The organism is Treponema sp. Marseille-Q4130 (genome assembly GCF_014334325.1).
Lineage (GTDB): Bacteria > Spirochaetota > Spirochaetia > Treponematales > Treponemataceae > Treponema_D.
The window spans coordinates 339,453-364,469 of the sequence record NZ_JACSET010000001.1; the positions used below are offsets into that span (position 1 = coordinate 339,453).

The following is a 25,017-nucleotide window of genomic DNA, read 5'->3' on the forward strand; positions in this document are numbered from 1 at the left end:
GACCGATTTTTCAGAGGTTCCGTTTGCTTATCAACAGTACAAGACTGTCGGAAGGCAAAACATAGCGGTGCTGTTCGTTTAACAATTCTTCATCTCCTCGCATACGAACGGCGTCCTCTCCGTCGATCGACGTGTCGGCGATGCGGTACCACACATTTCCGCCCGCGGGAGAAGGCAGCGTGATCGTCAAATCGTAGATGTCGGTGTTTATCGCAAAGTAGATTTCGTTGACATCGATATCGTCGGCTAATTCATCGACTTTGAATGCGAGAAAGCGGTTGAGCTTCGCCCAATCGGGATTTTTCCCGTTCGCATCGTACCAGGTGATCTCCGAGGAATCCGCAAAAAAGGTATTGCGCCGAAACAGCGAATACGCTTTGCGCAGTTCGATCAGCGTTTTCGTATACAGCAATATGTCACGGTTTTTATCGCAGCCGTGCCAGTCGATCCACGACGTTTCGTTGTCCTGACAATACGCGTTGTTGTTGCCCCGCTGCGTTCTCATCATCTCGTCGCCTGAAAGCAGCATCGGCGTTCCCTGCGAGAGAAACAGACAGGTAAGGAAATTTTTTATTTTCCGGCGGCGCACCGACACGATTTTCGGATTTGTCGAATCGCCTTCGAAACCGTTATTGTAGCTGAAATTGTCGTCGCTGCCGTCGCGGTTTCCTTCTCCGTTTTCTTCGTTGTGTTTTATGTTGTAGCTCACCAAATCGTACATCGTAAAACCGTCGTGCGACGTGATGTAATTGATGGAATTCGTCGGAGAACGTCCGTTCGCTTTATACAAATCCGAACTGCCGGTCATCCTTGTCGCAGCTTCCGTCGCCAAGCGGTCATCCCCTCGAATAAAGCGCCGCATATCGTCGCGGAATTTCCCGTTCCACTCGCACCACCTGCCGCCGCCGAAAGAGCCGAGCTGATAGCCGCCGCCGGCATCCCACGGTTCGGCGATGATCTTCGTTTCGGCAAGCAGCGGATCTTGTGCTATCGCATAGGGCAGCTGCCCCGAAGAGATGAGATGACCGAGTTCGGAACGGCTCAATATCGTCGCAAGGTCGAAACGGAATCCGTCGACGTGCATATCGACGACCCAGTGCCTTAAACTCGCAAGGATGAATTCGCTCACCGTCGGATGGTTCGCGTTGACCGTATTGCCGCAGCCCGAATAATCAGCGTAGTATTGTTTTTGATCCTGCGGCAACATATAGTACACACCGTTTTCGATTCCGCGAAACGAAAAAGTCGGACCGTTTTCATTGCCTTCAGCCGTGTGATTGTATACGACGTCGAGGATCACTTCGATCCCCGCGCGGTGCAATTCACGCACGAGCTCTTTGAACTCCCGCACCGCCCCTCCCGGAGAAGTGTCCGCGGCATACGACGTTTTCGGCGCAAAAAAACCGACCGTATTGTAGCCCCAATAATTTGTCAATAATTGTCCCGTGCGCGGGTTTACGCGTTCGTTTTCCGCTTCGTCGAATTCGAATATCGGCATGAGTTCGACGGCCGTAATGCCGAGGTACGTGAGATACGGAATCTTTTCGATAAAGCCGCGATACGTACCGGGGTTTTGCACTCCGGATGTCGGAGAGTACGTAAATCCTTTGACGTGCGCTTCGTAGATGATCGTTTCGGAAAGCGCCCTCGCGAGCGGCTTGTCTCCCTGCCAATCGAAATCGGCATCATCGACAACGACGCATTTCGGAAAATCGGATAAATCGGAAAGGAGTCCGTTTTCGATGCCGGCCCGACCGTGTTCGCGCTGCGTGCGGTAGGAGCGGAACACGGAACCCTTCGTAAACGCTTTTGCACACGGATCGAAAAGGTATTTATTAAAATTGAATCGATCGCCTGCAGGAGGATTATACGGACCGTCAAGGCGATACAGATAGAGCGCTCCCGCTTTCAAATTTTTAACAAAGACGTGCCATACGTCGCCGGTTTTATTTATTTTCGGATCGAGTTCGATCATATCGCAAAAGGTTTTTGCATCAGGCGAATCGAAAAGATAGAGTACGACGCGCGTCGCATTTCTGCTGAACAGCGAAAAATTCACGCCTCCGTCCGCGACGACGGCGCCGCATTGCATGGGCCTGCCTGCAAGCACACGAGAAGCATCCATGGGCAATATTTTATCATAAGATAATAATAAAAAGCAACATTGCGCATTGCGCATCGGCACCGCGCGTGCATTGCGCGTAAGTACATCGGCTGCGTACATTGCCGGCGTGCAAGCGCCGAGTAGCCGCGCATACGTCATATCGCTATACTGTGATGCATACATGAACACGGAACACACGGTACAAAGCGGCGGACGGAAAGCGGGCATCGTCGCGATCATCGGACGGCCTTCCGCCGGCAAATCGACCTTTCTCAATACGGCGTGCGGAGAGCTCGTGTCGATCGTATCGGAAATACCGCAGACAACGCGCGATGCGATCCGCGGCATCATCAATACGTCTCTCGGCCAGCTCGTATGCATAGACACGCCGGGCTACCACGCGAGCGAAAAAAAACTCAATCTCAAATTGAAATCGATTGCAGCCGAACAGCTGAAAACCGCCGACGCGCTGCTCTACATCATCGACAGTACGAGAGCTGCGGGAGAAGAAGAAGCGCTCGTCGCCGAACTCGTCAAACCCTTTGCCGACCGCACCGTCGTCGCAGTCAACAAGCGCGATGCGCCGAACGCAAAAACCGCCGATGCGATCGCCTTTATAAAAAACGCACTTCCCGAAATTCCCGAAAAGAGAGTCATCGCCGTATCGGCAAAAAACGACGAAAACATCGACGACGTACTGAAAGCGCTGTACGAACTCGCACCCGTCGCACCCGAATTGTATCCGAGGGAATACTATACCGACCAGGACGTCGGCTTTCGCATTGCGGAAATCATACGCGGAGAAGCGATCAACCGCCTCGAAGAAGAAATACCGCACTGCCTCTATGTCGATATCATGGATATGGAAATGAAAGACGGCGGCAAACGGCTGTGGGTGAGAGCGAGCATCTGCGTCGAACGTGAAAGTCAAAAAGGCATCGTCATCGGCAAGGGCGGCGCGATGATAAAAGCGATCCGTACGGCATCGATCAACAGATTCCGCACCGTCTTCGATTACGCGGTCGATCTCGACCTGCAAGTGAAGGTCGATAAAAACTGGCGGCAAAAAGATGCGGTTTTGAAAAAATTAATAAAATAACCGTTCTGCCCGCACTTTTATTTATAATAACCGCAAAGCCCCCTTTCACTTTTTATCCCCCGTCATAATGGCATAATAAATCGAAAAATTCGACATTACTTTTTTTTAATACCTTTTATAAACTTATAAGGATTTCCTGTGAGCTTGCATTTGATACCAATCCTTTCGTAAATCTAAAACAAAAAGCGGAAAATATGATAATAACGATTGAAATCAAAATTGTTAATCGTCGATACATTATCGTTCAAAATCCTTCTGTCTGTTAATTATTCTTTTCCTTTTTCATTTTAATGATAAACGAATTTTTCGCCAGCCTTTTAACAAACACATAATCTTCAGAAAGCTCTTTTTCAAATGGAATCTCAAACCGAATACCGTCATAAAAAGGCTCTCTCTCCAAATCATCAAAATACGTATAAAGAGGATATGCTGCCGCATACCTGTCTTTATCTATAAAGAGTATTAAGACATCATAAATTTCATACCTTTCTTTATTTTAACAGAATCACAAAAAAAATTGATTTTATCTTTTTTATTTTTGCCTCCAATAAAAACGATTTTTTCACATCTGTATCTATAAATATCCGTAAGTTTTTTTTCTTTTTCGATCCGTATCGTATGCAGTTTCGGATTTGCCGTCCCCAGATAAATAAAAATAAGATAAATCAAAACACAAACGAAAGATAACAAAGTTATTAAAATCAATAACAGAACGAATTTCTTTTTCATTATCTTTTCCTGGCATAAAAATTCGCACCGATAAAAATATCGATCGATCTCAAATCGCACTCTCAGAACCAAGTTCTCCGATACGAATCAGAATACCCTAAAGCAAAACCTTTCCGCTTCGATCTTTTCCGAAATTTTATTGAGCAAATAGATAACGCTTTTATTACCGTAATCCACGTACAATACATAATACGCTTTTCGTATTTCAGGATTAACGGTATGTTCGAAATCGTTAATTATGTTGACGCATATTGCGGCTTCTCTATCTGAAATTTTTTTCTTTTCACATTTTCGTTCGGTTTTTATATATTGCTTTATAAATTCGTCTTCGCATGAAACAAACAATCGATAAGTATTTTCTTCCAAAAGAAAAACCGTCGCGCTTTGGAAAGTATTCATCTTCGCGGAATATGTCGTGTCGTCTATCTTTTTCCAAGCAACAGTGCCGCTTTTTTGATTGACAAGAAGATATAAACCGATAATACAGAAAATTACAGAGTAAACAAAAGCAGGTATTTTGTTTGTCTTGCGCCTTTTACTCGGCATAAACACAAGCAGCAAACCTATGGCCGCGATAAAAAAGCAAAACAGAATCAACAGCAGAGATTTATTAATAAGCAATCGCCCTCCGGTTAACAGTATTACATATTCGAAGTCAATATCTTTCGTCCAAAAATTTCGTAACTTACGCAAAGCTGTTGATATTGCAAACTTTCCCTTGAATACTTCCGGAACCGTATTGACAGGATGCACTTACTTTCCACCGGTCGAGTCATAACTCAAATCTAAAAAGAGGATGTTGAATCAAGAATTCTTTTATTAAAATACGAAGAACGTTTATTTTTTTTCTTCGCGTTCGCGGGCTTCCCGCTCTTCGCGCGCGGCTTCTTTTTTATCTTTAATATCGGCTACACCGATAAACAGACAGATAAGACCGACGAGAGCCGCAAGGACGGGCAGGCAGCCTCTGAGAAATGCGAGCACATCGGCGCTCCAGTTGAGCGGAAACGACGGCAACAGCGCAAAAACGGTAAACGCGATAAAAATAATTCCTGCAATCAACGATATCATACGAACTCCCATAAAAACTTTTACAAAATCATAATAGCCCGAATGCGGGCTTTTGTAAATCCCGCGCCGCACGAGCACCGCACGGATTGCATAAATGCTCGACTTAGTTTTTATAAAACGATATACTGCGAACTGCATATCGAAATCGGAGACAATAACGGCAGGATATAATGGAACGCAGCTATTTCGCCGAAGCGGCAAAAATCACTATTCCGGTTTTGTTCGGTTATACGGCGATCGGGATCCCCTTCGGTTTGATGATCGTAAACGCGGGCTATCCGGTGTGGATCGCGCCGGTTATGAGCATAACGATGTACGCGGGTGCGGGACAATACGTCGCCGTCGGCTTGTTTGCGTCGGGTGCACCGCTCGGTGCGATCGCGTTCACGGAACTCCTCGTCAATATCCGCCACATCGTGTACGGTCTCTCGCTTATCACGCGTTTTAAAAACGTCGGTGCATGGAAACCGTATCTGATCTTTGCGCTGACCGACGAAACCTATTCGCTGCTTACGAACTGTACCGTACCGGAAGGCGCAAATGCGGGCGCGTTTTACGGCACGATCGCCCTGCTCGACCACCTGTATTGGATTTTGGGCGGCGTCATCGGAGCCGTCGCGGGGCAATTCATTCCGTTTTCGCTCGCGGGCGTGGACTTTGCACTCACCGCCCTCTTTATGGTGCTGCTCATCGAACAGCTTGCAAAATCGCGCGACGCTACGCCTCCGGTCATCGGAGCCCTTGCCGCACTCGCCGCCGTCGTCCTTTCCCGCTGCGGTCTTTTTCCGTCGGGGCATATACTCATCGCTGCAATCGCCTTTGCGCTCGCCGCCCTCGTCGCAGTGCGCGGTAAAAAATTCAAAACCGAAACGGAGACTCCCCTATGACCCCGCTTACTCTCGCCGCGGCGCTCATCGCGACCGGCATATCCGCGCTCATCGTATTTGCAACGCGCGCCTTTCCGTTTATACTGTTTTCGTACCGCGATCCGCCGCGCATCATCACCTTTATCGAAAAATATATCCCGCCGATGATCATAGCGATCCTCGTCGTATACTGCTTTAAAGACATCGAGTTTACGTCCCGTCCGTGGGGGCTTCCGCCCGTCATTGCGCTCGGAGCGACGGCGATTTTACACGTATGGAAACGGAACGCGATGGTGAGTATTTTCGGCGGCACGCTGCTGTATATGGCGCTGTCTCGACTGCCGTATTGACGAGAGCCGTATTGACGCCGGAGATGTGATGATTTAAAATAATTATAATATGGACATGGCACTCTTTCGCGAAATATCGACAGACGATCTTTCGTTTAATCCCTTTTCGAAAATTTTAAAACAATGGATGCTTATCTCCGCCGGAACCGAAAAAGACTGCAATACGATGACGGCGAGCTGGGGTATGTTCGGCGGCTTGTGGCGAAAAAACGTCGTGCAGATTTTTATCCGGCCGCAGCGTTTTACAAAAACTTTTATCGATTCGTACGATTTGGTAACGCTCTCTTTTTTGCCGGAACGATATCGGGAAGCGCTGAAAATCTGCGGTACGATTTCGGGACACGATACGGATAAGTGGAAAAAGGCGGGCATCAGTCCCTATCCGATAAACGGCACCGTCGCCGTAGCGGAAGCCGAACTTGTCATCGTCGGGAAAAAATTGTATTCGCAGTTTTTCGACCCGAAACTTTTTGTCGATAAAACCATCGACGCGGACTGCTACCCCGACAAAGATTACCACGAAGCGTACATATACGAAGTATGCCGCGTTTTTGAAAAAGCGCGGTAGTGATTATATCGCTTGCCGTTCGCTTAAAAAAAGCGGCGTACTCAAACGATACCGAAATACGTGACGGTCTGCGAACGGAACCGTAAATCGCACGGTGGAAAACAAGGATCACTTCGGCAATTGTACGAATAAGCTCGAAAGCGTTGTTTTACCGAGCTCCGCCTCCATCGCGCCGAGCGCGCTTTCCAATACCGGATCGAGGATGCGGTGAATGTTTTTCCCTATCGGACATTTTTTATTCGGCTGCGGATGAAAAGCGAATACGTTTTGCGCTTCTCCGCTTTCGTTAATCGCTCGGTATACATCGAGCAGCGTGATCTCATTCGCATCTTTTGTAAGGCGCGAGCCGCCGACGCCCGCAGCCGTTTCGACAAGTCCCGCCTTTTGCAGCTGTAATAAAATCTTTCGTATAATAACGGGATGCACGCCCGTACTCGACGCGATAAAATCCGAAGTAACGCGGCATTCGTTTTGAAAATACCGGATGCACAGCAGCGTGTGTATCGCCGCCGTAAAGCGAACACTGATTTTCATAGGCTGAATGTCTCCGGCGCCCCATACTGCAAATCCAAACGATTGAGACAAGCGGCGGCTTCTATAGTAAGCGTTTGATTTTTCATACTTCACACAGTATACCGAAAAACGCCGCAGGCAAAAAGCGCCCGCGGCGAACGGTAACACCGTGCATTAAGAAAGCTGTCCGAAAACCGGAGTGTTCTGACAGCTCCTATCTCCGTCGATCAAATTTATTTTGCGTAAAACATACCTGCAGTCATATCGAGGTAGTTGAGTCCGCCGTACGATCCGTATTTTTCCTGAACCGCTTTTTTAAACGCCGACGCATCCCTATTTTTCAGCGCGATATTTTTAAGGTCGCGAAGGTATGCGATCTTTTGCTTTGCGTCCGAAAGGTCTTCGATCGTGTAGTGCGACGTGAGAATAAAGCCGATACCGCGCTTGATATAGTCTTCAATCTGGGCGATAATCGCATCGGCGTGAGCACTGCCGGCGACAATCGAGTGTACGTCGTGACCGAGCATATGCGTATACACCGCATTGATTTCCGGCAGTTCGATATCGAAGGCATCTTGCGTACGAACGATTTTCAATTCGACGTCCGCGATTTTAAGCGTATCGCCCTCGATAAAGTTCGTCGTCTTATACAGCGATTTGTCGAAGGCTTTGCCGAATGTCGCGGCAAAGTTGTTCACCAATGCTGCTCCTCCGCCGGTATGACCGTACGCGTCCGCATTTTTTGTTGAGTAGACAGGCTTTTCCGGCATAAAGCTTCCGCCTGCGGCATGGTAGGCGATGACGGTGCCGACATAGTCCGCGCCGATATCCCCAATATACTTTGCCAGCTCGGCGATGTTGTCGAAAAAACACGGAGATTCGATCATAAAAACCTTGCCGTTTTTTTCGATCAAAAAGCATTCGTCGCTCATCGGGTCATTCGTCTTAAACGCATGCAGCTTTATCGCGCCGAAATCGTACACATCCATCGTCCCTTTTGAAAGCCGAACCGTTTTGCAGTCGCGTTTCCCGAGTTTCATAGTTTCCATCTTTTTCTCCTTCGGACTGTCCGCCGTCCGTCGCGCTTGCTGTTTCCGCGTACAGTGCGAAAACGAGTCAACCAACACTGTAGTGATGTTCTTTTGTTATTACATTAAATAATATACGATACTTTTATTGTAATGTCAATAGAACTTTTCATCGATAATTGTTTGATCGCATTTTCAAAGTTGCCTCTAAAAACTGTTTTTAGAGGTAACCATCTGCGAAACTTATGCGCAACATCACCTGTAACAATCACCTGTCAACAATCACCTTGACATTGAAGCGGTGAACTTATATTATTAAATTTATGACTGTAGATGAACTTCGATCCAAATATATCGCGTTTTTTAAAAGCAAAGGACATGCGGAAATAAGCGGTCAGTCGCTCATTCCCGACAACGATCCCACCGTTTTGTTTACGACCGCCGGCATGCAGCCGCTTGTTCCCTATCTTTCGGGGCAAAATCACCCCGAAGGAACGCGGCTCACCGATTATCAAAAATGCGTGCGCACCGGAGACATCGATTCGGTCGGAGACCCGTCGCACTTGACGTTTTTTGAAATGCTCGGCAACTGGTCGCTCGGCGATTATTTTAAAAAAGAATCGATCGCGTTCAGCTGGGAATTTTTGACGGGCAAAGAATGGCTTGCGATTCCGCCGGAAAAGATTTCCGTGACGGTGTTTGCGGGTGAAGAAGGGGTGCCTCGCGACGACGAAGCGGCTTCCATTTGGGAAAGCTGCGGCGTTCCGCGCGAGCGGATTTTTTATCTGCCGAGGAGCGACAACTGGTGGGGGCCTGCGGGTTTGACCGGTCCCTGCGGTCCCGACACGGAAATCTTTTACGATACGGGAAAAGAAGCATGCGCTTCTCATTGCCGGCCGGGCTGTCCGTGCGGAAAATACGTCGAAATCTGGAACAACGTATTTATGCAGTACAACAAAACCGCAGACGGTACGTTCCAACCCCTTTCGCGAAAATGCGTCGACACGGGCATGGGAGCCGAGCGCACGGTCGCGATGCTCGGCGGCATGAAGTCCGTTTACGAAATCGATGTTTTCGTTCCGATTATCCGCTGCATCGAATCGCTTTCGGGAAAAAAGTACGGCGAAAACGAAGACGTCGACATATCGATCCGCATCATTTCCGATCACGTGCGTACGGCGACTTTTATTTTGGGCGACCAAAAAGCCGTGACGCCGAGCAATGTCGGTGCGGGTTATATCCTCCGCAGAGTGATCCGCCGTGCGGTGCGCCACGGGCGGAAGATCGGCATCGAAGGCGCTTTTCTCGCAAAGCCTGCGGACGTCGTCATCGGCGAATACATTAAAGCTTACCCCGAATTCGAAGGCAAAAAAGATTTTATTTTCGAACAGCTCGGCGCGGAAGAGGATAAATTTCTTGCAACGCTGAAAAAAGGCGAAGCGGAGTTCGAAAAGCTTTTGCCGAATTTATTAAAAAATCCGCAAAAAACGATTCCCGGACGCGTCGCTTTCAGGCTCTACGATACGTTCGGTTTTCCGATCGAACTGACCGAAGAGCTCGGCCGCGAACACGGTATGACGGTCGATATCGATTCGTTCAGAGAAGCGGAAAAAAAGCATCAGGAAGAATCGCGCACGCTGAGCGCCGGCGCTTTTAAAAGCGGACTCGGCGATCATTCGGAGATTTCGACGAAATATCATACGGCGACGCACTTGCTGCACGAAGCGCTCAAGCGGGTGCTCGGGCCGGAAGTCGCGCAAAAGGGTTCGAATATTACGCCCGAACGCCTCCGCTTCGATTTTTCTTTTTCACGCGCATTGACGAAAGAAGAAGTGCAAAAAGTCGAAGATTTGGTAAACGAACAGATCGCGCGTGACCTTCCCGTTTCGGTGGAAGAGATGAGCCTCGACGACGCCAAAGACACCGGAGCGCGCGCGCTTTTCGGCGACAAATACGGAGAGCGCGTTACGGTGTATTCCATCGGAGACTTCAGCAAAGAAGTGTGCGCGGGCCCGCACGTCGAGCATACGGCGCAGATCGGGCAGTTTAAAATCACGAAAGAGCAGTCATCTTCCGCAGGCGTGCGCCGCATCCGTGCGGTCATTTCGGGCGGGCTTCCGCTCGGAGCTTAGCGGCAGGCGCATCTTCGTTCCGGTATGCGCTCGTGTAACACATCGCAGTGCAATTTGTTATTATTGAAAAGGACTTAGATACAATGAAAGTAAACCGTTTTACCCTCTTTTGTTGCATGTTGATGATTTCGGCCGCGTCCGTTTTTGCGCAGTCGGATTTGCAAGTGCTTGCGGTTATAAAGCTCAACAAGAGCGAATCGATTACCGTCAAGCAGCTTAAAACGCGCGTCGGCGTGTACGAAAAGCAGGCGGGCAGGGTTTTGACCGTCGACGAGCGCAAGCAAACGCTCGACGCTCTCATTTCCGAAAAGCTCATCAATCAGGCGGCGCAAAAAGCGGGTATTTCCATTCCCGACAGCACGGTAAATCAAAACTTTCTCCAATCGATGTCGCAGATGATCGGCAGAAACGATACGGTCACCGAACAGGAACTCAATACGATCGTTCGCCAGCAGACAAAGATGTCACTCGACGAGTTTATGAAGCAGCAGGCGGGTATGTCCATCGCCGAATATAAAGAATACCTTAAAGCGCAGATTACGGCGCAGCAGTATATCCAGCAGCAGCGCGAAGCCGAACTGCGCAGTGTCAAACCGACGGACGAAGATATACGCTCCTTTTACGAAATGAATAAAGCGAATTTCGTGTGGAGCGATATGCTACGCCTCTTCCTTGTCATCGTGCCGAAAGGTGCTTCTCCGGACGATGCCAAAGCGAAAGCGACGGAAATGTGGAATACGCTCAAAAGCGCAAAGGATCCGAATGCGGCACGCACGCAGATCGGCGTCCGCTCTCAGGCTGAAAAATCCGGTTTCCAAGCGGGCGAAATGCTTATCAATAAAACCGAAACGAGCGCCGTGCAGCTCGGTATATCTTACCGCGTGCTGCTCGAACTCTTTTCCCGCACTCCCGGATATATTTCCGACGTTCAGGACAACGACACGAATTATCAATTTTATTCCATCATAGAAAAATACGACGCGAAACTGCTCGGTTTGAGCGATATCGTCCGCCCGGGAACGACGATTACCGTTTACAATTACATCATGCAGTATCTCGGTCAGCAGCAGCAGATGGCGTATTTGCAAAAGGCCGCAAACGAGATTTCCAAATCGCTTGACGTGAGCGAAAACGTCGACCGCAAAAAAACCGGCGTCGAACTGGATAAACTTTTAAGCTGGTAAGGACATCGCGTGTCGCGCAGAAAGGGCAGGGTGCTTGCATTTCAAACGCTGTACTCTTACGAAGTGGGCGGCATCCCGCTTGAAGACCTGCTCGCTTTTTCGTGGGTGTCGGAAAGCGGTGTCCCCGCCGAAGATACGAACAAAGACAAATACGTATTCGCGCGGCTTTTGGCCGCCGGCACGGTCGAACATCTTTCCGAAATAGACGAAAACATAAAAAAACACCTCGCCGCGAATTGGGATTTCGACCGCGTAAACAAAGTATCGCTGTCCATTTTGCGCATGAGCGTGTATTCGCTCTTATATCAAAAAGACATCGCCGCTTCCGTCGTCATAGACGAAGCCATACAGATTGCAAAGGAATTCGGAGCGGACGATTCGTTTCGCTTTATCAACGCGGTGCTTGATAAAATCGGCAAAGCCGTTTCCGTGCCGCCTCCCGCCGAAGCATCCTCCGAGTAGGGGTCGGGGCGAGGGACGTCATGAAAAAAAAGTTCGTGTGTTTTGGCGTACGCGATTTTTGCCGCAGTCGGAATTACGCTCATCTTCCGAACGCGTTTTGTTTTTTTTTATTAATTATTAATTTTTATCTAGTCGTATGTGCCGCATCGTGCAGGATGAGCGCTTCCCGTTCGTCGTTTACCGGCATGCTCGATGATATCGACGCGCTCAGCGAACAGGGACAGGACAGGGACGCGCTTTCGGAATTGAAAAAAGCCGAAAAATACGTATACGATTCGTGGTCGCGCATCGGCATTTACCGCCGTTATTTTGAAATGGGAGAGACGGCTCTTGCCGAGCGGACGCTTGTGCGCGGATTGAAGCGCAATCCGAAAAATCCCGAAATGTCTGCGGTGTACGCACAGTTTTTGATGCGCTCCGAAAGGGGAGCGGAAGCGGTAAAGGTCTCCGAATGCCTTCGCGGTACGCGTTTCGGCTCGGTGTATTCCGAAGCGTACTTGCGCGAACTTGCATCCGAAAAAGAAGCAAGCGCTTCCGAGTATTTCGACAAGCGATTTTTTCCTATCTTTTGCGACGCATACGCCGGTTCGAACGATGCATATTGGCTGCGAGATGCGGCGCTTATCTGTTTAAAAGACGGCGATTACGATACGGCGTATTCCCTAAAACCTACAGATTGCTTTGAGCCTGAAGATGCGTTTTTTTGGAGCCTCGTCATGTTCGATTCGCGCCGCTTCGGAGAAGCGGCCGCCTATGCCGAAAAAGCGCGTTCGCTCTATCCGACCTCTTCGATCCGTTCCCGTCACAGAGTGTCGCCCGTTGAAATAGCTGCCGTCCTCTCCGATTCGCATATCGCGCTTTCGGAGACGGAAGAAGCCGAGCGGGCAAGGCGCAGCGTGATCGCCGAAATGCAGCGGAATACCGGCGGCATGAACATCGCGGATGAAAATGTGAGTTCGCTTTTACCCGCGCTCTTTGTCGACAGCGCGCTGTACGCCGAAGCGAACGGTAACGACGACGAAGCGAGTCGCCTTTTAACCGATACGGTAAACGCGTGGCCCGATTATGCACCGGCCCTCATCGCGTATGCGGATTTTGCACGACGGACGAGTATGCCTCCGTCGGAAGATTTGCAGGAACTCACGCTCAGGGACAACGGCCTTGCGACGCTCAAGATGGAAGCTTACGACAGGCGCGCAAAGATTCCGGTGAGCGACGCCGAATACCGCATCGATCGGAGCCTCGAGAGAATTAATAATCCCGTACTGTATATCGCGCGCTTGCATTTAAAATACGAAACCGATTTTTCTCTGACACCGGATGAAAAAATATCCGATGTATGGAACGAACTTGAGCGCAGCAGTGTCGGCACGAACGTCTATCCCGATGTCATTTTCGAATTTGCGCTGAACCGCCTTTTAGCCTACCGGCGTTACGACGATGCTTTCCGTCTCTTTCGAAAGAGCATCGCTGCAAAGTACGATTTCGACGCATCGCGCGATTTTTGGGAAGCGTGCGCTTCGAGTGTCCGCGATATGACGATCCGCGAAGCCGAATATGCGGCGTGGTTTGCAGCTTACAGCCGGCTTGCCGATACGGCGATACGTCTCTACGAATACTGCGTGTACGAGAGCGGCGGCGGCACGGACGGCAAAACGATTTCGTCCCTCGTCTCCACGCCGTCGTGCATGAACCTCGCGATGATATACGAAAGTCTCGGCTCAAACATACAGGCGCTCGATCTCTATGCGGCCTCTTCCGTCCGTGCGGCGGACGCGATGCAGCGGGCGGAAATCCAATACCGCATGGCGCTCATCTACAGCGCACAGAGCAAAACGAGGGAAGCGCTCCGCTCGGTAGGTTATGCGCTCACCCTTGTTCCGAATCACGCGCGCGCAAAATTGTTAAGAGACCGCCTCGCCGAACAAAGCCGATAAGCGTTTCGATCGCATCAAAGCCCTTGCTCGCTCGGACAGTTCAGTTAAGATCTAAATGCAGGATGATCGTTCTTCCGCAGGGATTTTTTCTTCCAGCGACAAAGCCGTTTTATCATAGAAATATTCGGGAAAGCGCTTGGACGCATAAATCCGCGCCCCCATCGGAATAAGCATGGTATCGGCTACACCGTTAAATTCATTCATAAGTATTTTTTCCTATGTTATTTTAACAAAAAATCTTTACCCGACAGTATATCACGTTTTTACGGATACTCTCCGTTCAGCGAACAAGAAACGGCGTCAAATATATCGGTTTTTTTTGCAACGTTCTCTCTGTGCCCGCATCTTTTTGAGACAATACATACAGAGCGCCGATATTTGCTGAAAATTTTTTCGCAAATTCAACGATCGATTCGTGCTTTCCCGTTCCGGATGACTTTACTTCAAAGGCTGAAATTTTACTGCCGTCTGAAATCAAAAAATCAACTTCGTAATAATGAGTGCTTCCGCTCTTTTCCCATGTGTGATAATACAGTTCACGACCTGCCGCAGTGATCATTTGAGCAACCGCATTTTCATAAAGATATCCCAAATTGGCAGGCAGTGTATCCGACAGCAGCTTCTTATAGAATTCGTTTTCTATCGCAGGTCTGTCAATGAACATCAAAGTGATAAACAAGCCTGTGTCGGAAAGATAGAGTTTGTAGCTGTCAAAGTCTTTTGTGTCCGCGAGGCTTACTCTCGGATCGGTTGTATTATAACAGGTAGGATATTAGCTGATTTTGTGCGTTTCTTCAAAGTTTCATTGCCGGAATTTGTGTATTTCTTCTTATCTGTCAGTGTAGAGCCGGTACAGACCTACTCTTATTCCTTAAACTTATCCGCGTCGAGCGTTTTGACGATCCGCGCAGGACTTCCGACAACAACGGCATAGTCAGGCACGTCCTTTGTAACCACCGACCCCGCGCCGACGACCGCGTGCTTTCCCGCGCAGACGCCGGGCAGGATAGTTGCTCCGGCTCCGATCCACGTATCTCGTTTTATCAAAACCGTTTTACACAAAAGAACGGCGCGCTCGTACATATCGTGATTGCTCGAAATAAGCTGCACGTTCGCCGCAACATCCGTGCACGCTTTATAGTTTGCAGGATAGTCTTTTACCGTGCGGATTTCAAACAGTTCACCGCCCGTCGCCTTTTGCGCGAACTCTGCCGCAACGGCGGTATTGCCCTTGTCGATGGAGCGGATTTATCCTGCAAAATAGTTTTCTCCCGTATGAGAAAAATATGCAATCAATGTTTTTGCCATAGTGTCCCTTACGTTTAAAATCGCCGGAAAAATTTTAAACTGACGGTTCATCGCAATAACAATTACTATGCAACTTAAAGTGAACTTTAAGTCAAGGGCAAATTTTAGCTCGGATTTACTGTGATGCGATAGCTGCAAAATAATCAAAACAGTGTTATAATTGCTCCGATAGTTTTGTGCTATCGGAACATCAGGATATATGTATGACGGAATACAAAAATAATCATAATTTCATATATGACGACCTATTGCCTGAGCAAAGAGCTCGTGTTTATATCGATACATATCTTGAAGATGCCGGTTGGACGGTAGTCAATCGGGATGAGTTTGTTCCCGAAGCGATAAATGCGCAAGCCGTCCGTGAAAATATCTTAAAAGGCAATAAAGAAGCTGATTACATTCTTTATCTTGACGGAAAGGCTATAGGGGTTCTTGAAGCAAAAAGAAAAGAGAATAATTTAGGTCCTGAAGTTGCAGAACAAGCGCAGAATTACGGAAATATTCTGCCCGACTGGATACGGGCATGGAAAACTCCGCTTCCGTTTATTTTTCTTTCAAACGGCGAGATTTTGCTCTTTAAGGATATGCACGATGAAAAACCGAGTTATAAAGTTCTTAAAAAAATGCTCACCCCGAAAGATATTGTTAATTTGGCGGGCGACGACATTGATTCGGAATATGCAAAACTTCCTTCCGTTCCGGCTATAGGGGCAAAAGGTTTAAGGGAATGTCAATTTGAAGCAATCACAAAGCTGGAACTTTCATTTAAGCAGGGATTCAAAAAGGCTCTTATCGTTTTAGCTACGGGTGCCGGAAAAACATTTACCGCCTGTACGGCAGCGTATCGGCTTTTGAATTATACATCCGCAAAGCGAGTTCTTTTCCTTGTAGACCGTAACAATCTTGGTAAGCAAGCCGAAGGCGAGTTCGGAACATATAAACTTACGGAAAGCGGTAATCCTTTTTCCGATGAATACATTGTTCATCGTCTTAAAAGCGTTGAAAAAATAGGAAATGCAAGTGTCGTCATTTCAACGATTCAACGGCTTTTTGCAGTGCTCACGGGGCAAGAAATAAACGATGCCGACGATGACGAAGAAACGGATAATGATGAAAACGCACCGGGAAAACAGATTCAGTTTACCGGAAACATACTTTTACCGCCGGATTTCTTTGACGTAATTATAATTGATGAATGCCATCGTTCAATTTACGGAGATTGGCGGCAGGTTCTCACCTATTTCAATAATACAAAAATCATCGGACTGACGGCAACTCCGACACCGGAAGCTGAAGCGTTTTTTAATAAAAACCGAGTAGTAAATTACACTTTGGAAAAATCCGTTGCCGACGGCGTTAATGTTCCTCCGCGTGTGTATAGAATTAAAACCGAAATCTCGGAAAGCGGCGGTACCATTAAAGACGGTGAAAAAATCAAAAAAGTTTCCAACTGGGACGGTAAAAGAAAAACGCAAAAGCAACATGAAGACCGGCAATTCACCAAAACGGACATAGACAGAAGTGTTGTGATTCCGGCACAAATCGAAACGGTTGTTCAAGCATATAAAGATTCCATCTATGAGTCTCTGTACCCAAACAGAAAAAAAGATTGGACTATGATTCCAAAAACGCTTTTCTTTGCAAAAAAAGAAAGCCATGCAGAAGACATATTGGAAGCAATCAAAAAGGTTTTCAAAAACGAATTTCCTAACGGAGAAATCCCCGAACATTATGCTCAGTTGATTACGTGTAAATCAGGAAATTCAAATCAACTGATTAACGATTTTAGAAATGATAAAGATTTTCGGATTGCAATTACCGTTACGCTTGTTGCAACAGGCACCGATATCAGACCTTTGGAAATTCTTGTTTTTATGCGCGATATACATTCCGAAGTTCTCTACACTCAGATGAAAGGACGCGGATGCAGAACGCTTTCCGACGATAAACTAAGAAACGTAACCGCAAATGCGGTCTCAAAAGACTTTTATTATCTTGTTGATGCCGTCGGTGTAACGGAGCATGAAAAATCAATGCCGACTCCGGGCGGAAACGGCGATATAAAAAAAGTCTTGTCGCTAAAAGACCTTCTTGAACATCTTGCACACGGAGAATTATCCGATAAGAATTTGGAACTTTTTGCAGACTATCTTTCAAACGTAAATAAAAAAGCCGAATCGGAAGATATTATCGAACTTAATGACTTACTCGGCGCTATTACCGTAAAACAATTGGCTGTAAATATTTTTGAATCAATCACACCCGAGTCTTGCAGTTTACCTCCCTATAAAGATATTAACGAGCCGAACACGGAAAGAAAAATTTTGATTTCCCCGCTCATAAATAACGTAAAAGCCCGCAAAAAACTTTTGGAAATCAATGCCGGATTTATTAAAATTGCCTTTGAAAAACAGGACACGTTACTGTATGCAGGATTTTCAAAAGAACAGGCAAAAGAATATATTACTACATTTGAAACCTATCTTGATGACAATAAAGATGAAATTGAAGCGTTAAGGATTCTTTATAATCAGGAAAAAGTCGCCATCACGTATACGATGCTTAAAGATTTGGAAAAGAAACTTATTGCGTATAATAACCAGTTCAAACCGGAATTCTTATGGACGTGCTATCAAACGCTGGACGGAGAGAGCGGAAAAGTAAAACCGTTAAACAGAGAAACGGAACTGGGCGTTGTTACCAATCTTATTCAACTGGTAAGATACGGATATAAGGTTGATGATGAACTTGTCTCCCTTAAAAGACGATTCGGCAGCTATTTCAACCTTTATTGCGGACAGGCTTGGCGTAAATTTACGCCGGAACAAATTGAAATCGTGCGGCAGATTGCAGAATACATTGTACAAAACGGCTGTATCACGAACATTGAATTAAACAACGCAAAACATGATTTATTCGTAGAAGCCGTTCTTATCTTCGGGGCGGATAAACTAAACTCGGAAATGCAAACAATCTCCAAATACGTATTCTACGGAAAGGCTGCATAAAAATGGCAAAAAAAGAAGCAACGCAGGCAAAACCGGAACAGGCGCTTACGAAAAAAGTTTGGAACATGGCGGATGTTCTTGCGGCAGCCGGCATCGGATTTACGGATTATATTATTCAGCTGACATATCTCTTATTTCTCAAAATGGATTTTGAAAAAGAATCATACGGTTTAGGCAGCGCACTTCCTGACGGAAGCAAATGGAAAGATATCGTTCAACTGGACGGACCCGATCAACTTGCAAAATATGAAAAGATTCTGGAAATTTTACAAGCAACAGACGGACTTATCGGCGCAATTTTTACGGAAGCACAAAATAAGATTACAAAACCGGCTCTTCTTAAAAAACTGATCGGAATGATTGATGAAGAAAACTGGTTCAGTATGGACGGAGACCTAAAAGGCGCAATTTACGAAAGTATTCTTGAAAAAAACGGACAGGATAAAAAATCCGGAGCAGGGCAGTACTTTACGCCGCGCCCGTTGATTAATGCTATCGTTGCTGTTGTTCAGCCGAAGATTACGGAGACCGTTGCCGACCCTGCGTGCGGGACCGGAGGGTTTTTGCTTGCTGCCTATGACTATATGCGCAAACAAAGCGACGAACAGAGTAAAGTGGATTTCTTACAAACGAAGGCTCTTAGGGGAAATGACATTACGCCTCTTGTCGTAACATTGGCTTCTATGAATCTTTATCTTCACGACATTGGAGCTGGCACCACGCCGATTAAATGTGAAGATAGTTTGGAACACGAACCCGAACATCTTGTAGATGTAATTCTTGCAAATCCGCCTTTCGGTGCTCGACCTGCAGGAAGCGTCGATATTTCGACAATGCGTTCCGATTTGATTGTAACGACAAGCAACAACCAGTTAAATTTTTTGCAGCACATGATGGTCATGTTAAAAGACGGCGGAAGAGCCGGAATCGTTCTTCCCGATAATGTGCTTTTTGCAGACGGCGCCGGAGAAATTCTCCGCAAAAAACTTCTAAAAGATTTTAATCTTCATACGATTCTTCGTTTGCCGACCGGTATTTTCTACGCAAACGGCGTAAAAGCAAATGTACTTTTCTTTGAAAAAGGAAGCCCGACACAAGAGACATGGTATTACGATTACCGGACAGGTATTAAACACACCCTTGCAACAAAACCGCTTAAACGTTCCGACCTTGAAGATTTTGTAAACTGCTACTGTGCCGGACATTTTGAAGACCGCAAAGAAACCTGGTCGCCCGAAAATCCGAACGGTAGGTGGCGTAAGTTCCCGGTTGAAGAAATCTTAAAAGACGAAAAGATTAGCCTCGACTTAAAATGGATAAAAGACGATTCCGATACCGTAGACTGTTCCCTTGCCGAACTTATGCAAACTATTCAAACCAAAAGCGCAAATATTGCCGCAGCTGTTGCCGAACTTTCCAAGCTGATTGAAGGTATTGAAGAATGATAAAGGAAAACCGATAAAGGTCGCGATTGGGAGATTCGACAGTGAACACAAATGCGTTACGTCAAAAAATATTGGATATTGCCATTCATGGAAAGCTTGTAAAGCAGGACCCCGCCGATGAGAGCGCAACCGTACTGCTTGAAAAAATCCGTGTAGAAAAAGAGAAAAAAATCGCTTCCGGTGAACTGAAACGCGGTAAAAATGATTCGTATATTTTTTTCGGTGATGATAACAGGCACTATGAGAAGTTTGCTGACGGCAGGGTGAAAGATATCGAAGACAAAATCCCTTTTGACCTGCCGGACGGGTGGGCGTGGTGCAGATTGGGGGAGATATCCAAATTAATTTCAAAGGGGACTACTCCTAAAGGAGGAAAAAGCGTATATACAATCAGTGGAGTTAATTATCTTCGAATAGAAAATATCAGCAATCATGGAACAATTGATTTAAACAATATTTCTCACATAACGGAAGAAGACCATCTTGGATATTTGAAACGTTCAGTTTTACAAGAAAATGATTTTGTTATTTCAATAGCTGGAACATTAGGAAAGACTGCAATCGTGAGAAAACAAGATTTACCACTTAATACAAACCAAGCTGTAGCATTTGTTAGATTGAAACATTTTGATGTTCTTAATCTCCAATTTTTAAGGATTGTAATTGAAGTTTCAACAATTAAAGAGTTACTTTTAAAGCAAACAAAAGTTACTTCTATTCCGAATTTAACATTAGAAATTATATCCAACTGTCTCATTCCTCTCCCTCCGCTCGCCGAACAGAAACGCATCGTCGCAAAAATCGAAACAATTTTTGCACAAATCGATTTGTTAGAACAAAACAAAGCCGATCTGCAAAAAGCTGTCAAACAGGTAAAGTCAAAAATTCTTGACCTTGCCATGCACGGGAAACTTGTTCCGCAAGACCCAGCCGATGAACCTGCCTCGGTGTTGCTGGAAAAACTCCGCGTCGAAAAAGAAGCAAAGATTGCAGCCGGTGAGATAAAACGCGGCAAGAATGATTCGTATATTTATAAAAGCGGTACCGATAATTGTTATTATCAAAAATATACCGATGGCTGCGAGGCAGATGTTTCTGGCAAAATTCCGTTTGATATACCGGAGGATTGGACGTGGTGTCGCTTGGGGGAGATTGCTACCTATATTGCCGATGGTGATTGGATAGAGTCAAAAGACCAATCCAGTTTCGGTATTCGGCTATTACAAACAGGAAATATAGGATTTGGCTATTTTAAAGATAAAAAGGAAAATTATCATTATATTTCTGAAGAAACATTTAAAAAGCTTAATTGCAATGAGATATATCCAGGAGATATATTAATTTCTCGACTTCCAGAGCCGGTAGGTAGAGCTTGTATTGTTCCAAACCTTTCTGAACGATTGATTACTGCTGTCGATTGTACAATTATTCGTTTGAAGGAAGAAATAATTTTAAAAAATTATTTCATTTATTATACACAATCTTTAAAATATCTTGAATTAATAAAAAATAATTGCATGGGAACAACTCGTTTAAGAATTTCTAGAGCCAATCTTGAAAAAATCTTAGTTCTCCTTCCCCCGCTCGCCGAGCAGAAAAGGATCGTTACCAGGATTGAAGAGCTGTTTGCTCAACTTGATTTCATCACAGCTAGACTAGCAGATTAGCTTTGTCTTAACATATCGGCAGTATAATAGCAGTCGGTCTTTAATCCTCTTTGTTCCGGCGCAAAACCGAGTGAAACGTCAGCTATTAAACCATCTTCACGAATAAACGATAATCCAGCATAAAAATAAGAACTTATGTTATAATAAACCATATGGATGATTACCTATGTCCTATGAGCAGTAAGCTCAAATAGAAACTCTGGTATCAGAAATGCCATATGAACAGAAAATTCAACTTCTCGCTACGATTGCAGATAATCTAAAAAACACAAAAATAATTGAAACGGTTCATCTACAGGCTAAAAAAATAAAACGCTGCTTCGGTATTGCAAAAGGAGAATTTTCTTATTCGAGAAATTTTGATGAGGATAATGACGAAATTGCAAAACTTTTTGGCGCTGTGTAAAGGAAACCGTAAAATTATGACACGCATATTTTAGCAAATATTGTCAATCTCATTGCACAGCAACGGTTAAGACCGACCGATTGAACTAAAGCGATCGCCCTCGCGTTGGAGAGAGCTCCTACTTGAGGACGATCTTTTTTTGAGAGGTATTTTCTTAAATTTTATCTGCGTTCGCTCTCTTTACCACGTTACAATGGTATCAACCAGCTCCCGCTGCTCGCTTGCAGTACGGCGTAGGTAAATGCGCGTTGTTTCAATACTTTCATGTCCCATCAAATCGGCAAGAAGGGAAATATCATTGAACTTTTCAAGAAAATTCTTTGCATAGCGGTGCCGGAATGAATGCGGATAAACAACTTTTTCACTTATCCCGTATTTTCTGGCATAATTCTTTAGCTGCTGAGCAATTCCGCGGGTGGTAATATGCTTTTCAAAGCGATTGAGAAAGAGATAGCCGGACTCGCGCCCGATTGCTTCCAGCCATTGTAAGGCTTCTTCCTTCAAAATTTTAGGAATATAGAGCCGTCTGAGTTTTCCACCCTTTGAATACAGATCAAAATACCCTAATTTAACATGCTCAACTTTTATTTGAATAAGCTCACTGACACGCGCTCCGGTAGCGGCGAGGAACCACACGACAAAATACCATTCAAGATTTCCGTCTTTTTTAAGACTCGATTTCAAAAATTGATAGTCCGCATTACTGATAACATTTTCCAGAAAGTTTTTTTGCTGAACTTTTACAAACTTTAATCGCAGCTGATCTTTGTGCGTAAACTGTAAATACTTGTTAATTCCCTGAATTCTTAAATTTACCGTTTTCGGTTTAAAGAACTCAATCAGATAGCCTTTGTATGCAAGCAGATTTTCCTTACTTAAAGAATCATAATGTTCCGTGTAGTATTTAACTGTCCATACGTAGGACGTAAGGGTATTCTGTGCAAGATTGCTTTTCTTCAAATACTCTTCAAAACTTTCGCCGTTTTCCATAACGACCTCCAAATAAACAAGATTCGCGATCTCTCGCTTATCTGAAAGTATACTTGCAGTGTGGCTTCTTGTTATTATGAGAAGTTCTGTGGAAAAACTGATGTTTGTATAGATGATGATATTCCATTTGAGCTTCCGAAAAACTGGCAATGGTGCAGGTTAAATGAACTTGGTGATACTAATATAGGCCTAATTTATCATCCTAAAGATTTGACTGACACAGGCATTCCTGTTCTACGATCGCACAACATACAAGATGAAAAATTATGTTTATCAGATTTGACAAGAGTACAAACAAAAATATTTGAAAATCAATATGTTTCAAACGGTAATATTTTAATTTGTACACGAAACGGTAGTAAAAATTTAGTCGGAAAATGTACAATAATTGAAAATTTACCTGAAAAAATGGCGTTTGGTGCATTTATGGCTGTTTTTAGAAGTAAATTTAATCCCTACATTCTTAGATATTTGCAAAGTTTTTATTTCAAAGATTATTTAAGAAAATCAAATTCAACGCAGATATATCAATTAACACAAAATATGCTAAGAGATGCACTCATCCCTGTTCCCCCGATATCTGAACAAAAAAGAATTGTTGCTAAAATTGAAGAAATATTTAGTGCCTTAGACAATATTCAAAATAATCTCGTCTAATTCCTTCATTAGTTTATTAATACTTCTACATATTTTGATCTGCTCATTTAACGGCGGAATAGGAATAAGAGTCTCTGCAAGAATTTTTTTTCCAATTCTTTGTTGTCCCACAGCACCGGTGAAATTATTAATACCTGCTTTTATAAAAGAATCAGTCTTTATGAACCAAAATACATATTCATTAAAAATATATTGATTGTTTGTTCGTAATATATGCAGTTCTGTTGACCCGGCTCCGTATTTGTTCTTCAAGTTCCTAAAAATGACGGATTTCCTGTTTTCAAAACAAGGTGTAATCTTTGCAATACCGATATCATCATCTGAAAAATGACTAAAACCGGATTTTACCACTTCCCATTTTCGCACTTCATAGGTAAAACTGTTATTAAATTCCGCATCAATTAAAGTCATTGGTACAAAAGAAACATCTAAAGGATCATCTAATTTATTCTTAGGATTTATTTCACATATTGAAGAAATTTTTTGCCAGCACCAACTTTCCGGCAAATCAAACGGCACTTCAATCTGTTCCGTCGTCTTATCAGCAAACTTCTCATAATAACAATTATCGGTACCGCTTTTATAAATATACGAATCATTCTTGCCGCGTTTTATCTCACCGGCTGCAATCTTTGCTTCTTTTTCGACGCGGAGTTTTTCCAGCAATACGGAGGCAGGTTCATCGGCTGGGTCTTGCCGAACGAGCTTCCCGTGGATAGCAAGGTCAAGAATTTTTGACTTTACCTGTTTGACAGCTTTTTGCAGATCGGCTTTGTTTTGTTCTAACAAATCGATTTGTGCAAAAATTGTTTCGATTTTTGCGACGATGCGTTTCTGTTCGGCGAGCGGAGGCAATCCCCAGAGCAATTCATTTATTAAATTAAAATCTATTGTAGGCACTGCACTACCTTTATAAAATTTATTGAAATCAATTGTTGAAAAAAGATAGTAAATGAAAATACTATCAACTTCTTGCGATGGAATAAAAGCGCCGGAATTCAAGTCTATTAAAGATTCTTTTATTAAAATTCTTTTTTTATTAGTAAAAACTGCCCCTCCATTTTTAGGAAAAATAATTGAATTTTTAGGAAATAATCGATACTTAATATTAGTTGTTAAATAATTTATTGCACAGGTCATAAAGAATTCGTTCCCACAAGTATTCATATCTGAAACTTTGAAATATGGGATATCCCCGGAATTACATAACTCAGATGTTTGAGGTGTTTGACCTCCGCGAAATATCCCGATGTCTTTCAAATGAACAATCGCCCACCCGTCCGGCAGGTCAAACGGGATTTCGCCCTCGATATCTTTCACCCTGCCGTCTGCGAACTTCTCATAGTGCCTGTTATGCAATCATATATAGGGCATCTCGAAACACTTGCCTGCCGGGATTTTTTTTCGAGAATATTTGTTGCAGGGTGCATCTTCTTTTATTGGCGAGGATTGATTAAAAGAATTGTGTCATAAAATGTATTTTGTAAACTACT

At 44.9% G+C, this 25,017-nt stretch carries 23 protein-coding genes and 1 pseudogene; 13 read left to right on the top strand and 11 right to left on the bottom strand.

The window, feature by feature from the left end:
• Positions 1-10: 10 nt before the first annotated feature.
• Positions 11-2,125: a glycogen debranching protein GlgX gene (glgX, locus tag H9I36_RS01390; protein WP_187383597.1), complete on the bottom strand. Its 2,115-nt coding sequence runs from the start codon at positions 2,123-2,125 to the stop codon at positions 11-13.
• Positions 2,126-2,285: 160 nt separating this feature from the next.
• On the opposite strand from glgX, the gene era reads away from it, so the two are divergent.
• Positions 2,286-3,203, top strand: a complete 918-nt coding sequence (era, locus tag H9I36_RS01395) for a GTPase Era (RefSeq protein ID WP_187383598.1) — start codon at positions 2,286-2,288, stop codon at positions 3,201-3,203.
• Between the two features lie 462 nt (positions 3,204-3,665).
• On the opposite strand, the gene H9I36_RS01400 is transcribed toward era, so the two are convergent.
• From H9I36_RS01400 to H9I36_RS01410, 3 genes are all read right to left on the bottom strand, one after another.
• Positions 3,666-3,932 carry a hypothetical protein gene (locus H9I36_RS01400; protein WP_187383599.1) on the bottom strand — a complete coding sequence of 89 codons (267 nt, stop codon included), beginning with the start codon at positions 3,930-3,932 and terminating at the stop codon, positions 3,666-3,668.
• 87 nt (positions 3,933-4,019) lie between these two features.
• A complete protein-coding gene (locus H9I36_RS01405; RefSeq protein ID WP_187383600.1) occupies positions 4,020-4,685 on the bottom strand; it encodes a hypothetical protein in 666 nt (221 codons plus the stop codon).
• An 84-nt stretch (positions 4,686-4,769) separates the two neighbouring features.
• A complete protein-coding gene (locus H9I36_RS01410; RefSeq protein WP_187383601.1) occupies positions 4,770-5,003 on the bottom strand; it encodes a hypothetical protein in 234 nt (77 codons plus the stop codon).
• 170 nt (positions 5,004-5,173) lie between these two features.
• Between H9I36_RS01410 and H9I36_RS01415 the strand changes: the two genes are divergently transcribed.
• The 3 genes from H9I36_RS01415 to H9I36_RS01425 are packed head-to-tail and all read left to right on the top strand — an operon-like array spanning position 5,174 to position 6,787.
• Positions 5,174-5,890: an AzlC family ABC transporter permease gene (locus tag H9I36_RS01415; RefSeq protein WP_187383602.1), complete on the top strand. Its 717-nt coding sequence runs from the start codon at positions 5,174-5,176 to the stop codon at positions 5,888-5,890.
• The gene (locus H9I36_RS01420) at positions 5,887-6,219 is read left to right on the top strand and encodes a branched-chain amino acid transporter permease (RefSeq protein ID WP_187383603.1); all 333 of its coding nucleotides are present in this window, start codon (positions 5,887-5,889) and stop codon (positions 6,217-6,219) included. The genes H9I36_RS01415 and H9I36_RS01420 overlap by 4 nt, the downstream gene beginning before the upstream one ends.
• 55 nt (positions 6,220-6,274) lie before the next feature.
• Positions 6,275-6,787 carry a flavin reductase gene (locus H9I36_RS01425; protein ID WP_187383604.1) on the top strand — a complete coding sequence of 171 codons (513 nt, stop codon included), beginning with the start codon at positions 6,275-6,277 and terminating at the stop codon, positions 6,785-6,787.
• Positions 6,788-6,895: 108 nt separating this feature from the next.
• On the opposite strand, the gene H9I36_RS01430 is transcribed toward H9I36_RS01425, so the two are convergent.
• Positions 6,896-7,321, bottom strand: a complete 426-nt coding sequence (locus H9I36_RS01430) for an Rrf2 family transcriptional regulator (protein ID WP_187383605.1) — start codon at positions 7,319-7,321, stop codon at positions 6,896-6,898.
• Positions 7,322-7,533: 212 nt separating this feature from the next.
• Complete coding sequence (locus tag H9I36_RS01435) at positions 7,534-8,349, bottom strand: hypothetical protein (RefSeq protein ID WP_222864615.1); 816 nt, start codon at positions 8,347-8,349, stop codon at positions 7,534-7,536.
• A gap of 302 nt (positions 8,350-8,651) precedes the next feature.
• On the opposite strand from H9I36_RS01435, the gene H9I36_RS01440 reads away from it, so the two are divergent.
• The 4 genes from H9I36_RS01440 to H9I36_RS01455 all read left to right on the top strand — a co-directional run bounded on the left by H9I36_RS01440 (position 8,652) and on the right by H9I36_RS01455 (position 14,043).
• Positions 8,652-10,460: an alanine--tRNA ligase gene (locus H9I36_RS01440; protein WP_222864616.1), complete on the top strand. Its 1,809-nt coding sequence runs from the start codon at positions 8,652-8,654 to the stop codon at positions 10,458-10,460.
• 83 nt (positions 10,461-10,543) lie between these two features.
• Entirely contained in the window at positions 10,544-11,644 is a 1,101-nt protein-coding gene (locus H9I36_RS01445; protein ID WP_187383606.1) for an MOSP complex formation periplasmic protein, TDE1658 family, read from the top strand.
• A gap of 9 nt (positions 11,645-11,653) precedes the next feature.
• Positions 11,654-12,106, top strand: coding sequence for a transcription antitermination factor NusB (nusB, locus tag H9I36_RS01450; RefSeq protein WP_187383607.1), 453 nt, complete (start codon positions 11,654-11,656; stop codon positions 12,104-12,106).
• Between the two features lie 20 nt (positions 12,107-12,126).
• Positions 12,127-14,043, top strand: a complete 1,917-nt coding sequence (locus H9I36_RS01455) for a tetratricopeptide repeat protein (protein ID WP_187383608.1) — start codon at positions 12,127-12,129, stop codon at positions 14,041-14,043.
• 51 nt (positions 14,044-14,094) lie between these two features.
• Here the strand turns inward: H9I36_RS01455 and H9I36_RS01460 are convergent, their stop codons facing one another.
• The 3 genes and pseudogenes from H9I36_RS01460 to H9I36_RS01470 form a co-directional block, all read right to left on the bottom strand.
• Positions 14,095-14,247 carry a hypothetical protein gene (locus H9I36_RS01460; protein WP_255422619.1) on the bottom strand — a complete coding sequence of 51 codons (153 nt, stop codon included), beginning with the start codon at positions 14,245-14,247 and terminating at the stop codon, positions 14,095-14,097.
• A gap of 76 nt (positions 14,248-14,323) precedes the next feature.
• A pseudogene (locus tag H9I36_RS01465) lies at positions 14,324-14,794 on the bottom strand (DUF4143 domain-containing protein); the annotation flags it as partial.
• A 113-nt stretch (positions 14,795-14,907) separates the two neighbouring features.
• Positions 14,908-15,153: an acyltransferase gene (locus H9I36_RS01470; RefSeq protein ID WP_370586935.1), complete on the bottom strand. Its 246-nt coding sequence runs from the start codon at positions 15,151-15,153 to the stop codon at positions 14,908-14,910.
• A 401-nt stretch (positions 15,154-15,554) separates the two neighbouring features.
• Here H9I36_RS01470 and H9I36_RS01475 point away from each other — a divergent pair, with 401 nt between their 5' ends.
• The 4 genes from H9I36_RS01475 to H9I36_RS01490 all read left to right on the top strand — a co-directional run bounded on the left by H9I36_RS01475 (position 15,555) and on the right by H9I36_RS01490 (position 21,877).
• Complete coding sequence (locus H9I36_RS01475) at positions 15,555-18,359, top strand: type I restriction endonuclease subunit R (protein ID WP_187383609.1); 2,805 nt, start codon at positions 15,555-15,557, stop codon at positions 18,357-18,359.
• Between the two features lie 2 nt (positions 18,360-18,361).
• Positions 18,362-19,804, top strand: coding sequence for a type I restriction-modification system subunit M (locus H9I36_RS01480; RefSeq protein ID WP_187383610.1), 1,443 nt, complete (start codon positions 18,362-18,364; stop codon positions 19,802-19,804).
• A gap of 41 nt (positions 19,805-19,845) precedes the next feature.
• Positions 19,846-21,471 carry a restriction endonuclease subunit S gene (locus H9I36_RS01485; protein ID WP_187383611.1) on the top strand — a complete coding sequence of 542 codons (1,626 nt, stop codon included), beginning with the start codon at positions 19,846-19,848 and terminating at the stop codon, positions 21,469-21,471.
• A gap of 211 nt (positions 21,472-21,682) precedes the next feature.
• Positions 21,683-21,877 (top strand): DUF2281 domain-containing protein, encoded by a 195-nt coding sequence (locus H9I36_RS01490; RefSeq protein ID WP_255422620.1) that lies wholly within the window; start codon positions 21,683-21,685, stop codon positions 21,875-21,877.
• 180 nt (positions 21,878-22,057) lie between these two features.
• Here H9I36_RS01490 and H9I36_RS01495 read toward each other — a convergent pair whose 3' ends face one another.
• Positions 22,058-22,867 carry a tyrosine-type recombinase/integrase gene (locus H9I36_RS01495; protein ID WP_187383612.1) on the bottom strand — a complete coding sequence of 270 codons (810 nt, stop codon included), beginning with the start codon at positions 22,865-22,867 and terminating at the stop codon, positions 22,058-22,060.
• Between the two features lie 60 nt (positions 22,868-22,927).
• Between H9I36_RS01495 and H9I36_RS01500 the strand changes: the two genes are divergently transcribed.
• The gene (locus H9I36_RS01500; RefSeq protein WP_187383613.1) at positions 22,928-23,524 is read left to right on the top strand and encodes a restriction endonuclease subunit S; all 597 of its coding nucleotides are present in this window, start codon (positions 22,928-22,930) and stop codon (positions 23,522-23,524) included.
• Here the strand turns inward: H9I36_RS01500 and H9I36_RS01505 are convergent.
• Positions 23,495-24,844, bottom strand: a complete 1,350-nt coding sequence (locus H9I36_RS01505) for a restriction endonuclease subunit S (RefSeq protein WP_187383614.1) — start codon at positions 24,842-24,844, stop codon at positions 23,495-23,497. The genes H9I36_RS01500 and H9I36_RS01505 overlap by 30 nt on opposite strands.
• Positions 24,845-25,017 lie beyond the last annotated feature (173 nt).

Coding starts and splice junctions, on each gene's coding strand:
- H9I36_RS01440 (WP_222864616.1), top strand. CDS start 8,652: ATGACTGTAGATGAACTTCGATCCAAATATATCGCGTTTTTTAAAAGC.
- H9I36_RS01455 (WP_187383608.1), top strand. CDS start 12,127: ATGAAAAAAAAGTTCGTGTGTTTTGGCGTACGCGATTTTTGCCGCAGT.
- H9I36_RS01490 (WP_255422620.1), top strand. CDS start 21,683: ATGCCATATGAACAGAAAATTCAACTTCTCGCTACGATTGCAGATAAT.
- H9I36_RS01480 (WP_187383610.1), top strand. CDS start 18,362: ATGGCAAAAAAAGAAGCAACGCAGGCAAAACCGGAACAGGCGCTTACG.
- H9I36_RS01425 (WP_187383604.1), top strand. CDS start 6,275: ATGGCACTCTTTCGCGAAATATCGACAGACGATCTTTCGTTTAATCCC.
- H9I36_RS01430 (WP_187383605.1), bottom strand. CDS start 7,321: ATGAAAATCAGTGTTCGCTTTACGGCGGCGATACACACGCTGCTGTGC.
- H9I36_RS01460 (WP_255422619.1), bottom strand. CDS start 14,247: ATGAATGAATTTAACGGTGTAGCCGATACCATGCTTATTCCGATGGGG.
- H9I36_RS01400 (WP_187383599.1), bottom strand. CDS start 3,932: ATGAAAAAGAAATTCGTTCTGTTATTGATTTTAATAACTTTGTTATCT.
- H9I36_RS01495 (WP_187383612.1), bottom strand. CDS start 22,867: ATGGAAAACGGCGAAAGTTTTGAAGAGTATTTGAAGAAAAGCAATCTT.
- H9I36_RS01435 (WP_222864615.1), bottom strand. CDS start 8,349: ATGGAAACTATGAAACTCGGGAAACGCGACTGCAAAACGGTTCGGCTT.
- H9I36_RS01445 (WP_187383606.1), top strand. CDS start 10,544: ATGAAAGTAAACCGTTTTACCCTCTTTTGTTGCATGTTGATGATTTCG.
- H9I36_RS01415 (WP_187383602.1), top strand. CDS start 5,174: ATGGAACGCAGCTATTTCGCCGAAGCGGCAAAAATCACTATTCCGGTT.
- H9I36_RS01420 (WP_187383603.1), top strand. CDS start 5,887: ATGACCCCGCTTACTCTCGCCGCGGCGCTCATCGCGACCGGCATATCC.
- era (WP_187383598.1), top strand. CDS start 2,286: ATGAACACGGAACACACGGTACAAAGCGGCGGACGGAAAGCGGGCATC.
- glgX (WP_187383597.1), bottom strand. CDS start 2,125: ATGGATGCTTCTCGTGTGCTTGCAGGCAGGCCCATGCAATGCGGCGCC.
- H9I36_RS01475 (WP_187383609.1), top strand. CDS start 15,555: ATGACGGAATACAAAAATAATCATAATTTCATATATGACGACCTATTG.
- H9I36_RS01410 (WP_187383601.1), bottom strand. CDS start 5,003: ATGATATCGTTGATTGCAGGAATTATTTTTATCGCGTTTACCGTTTTT.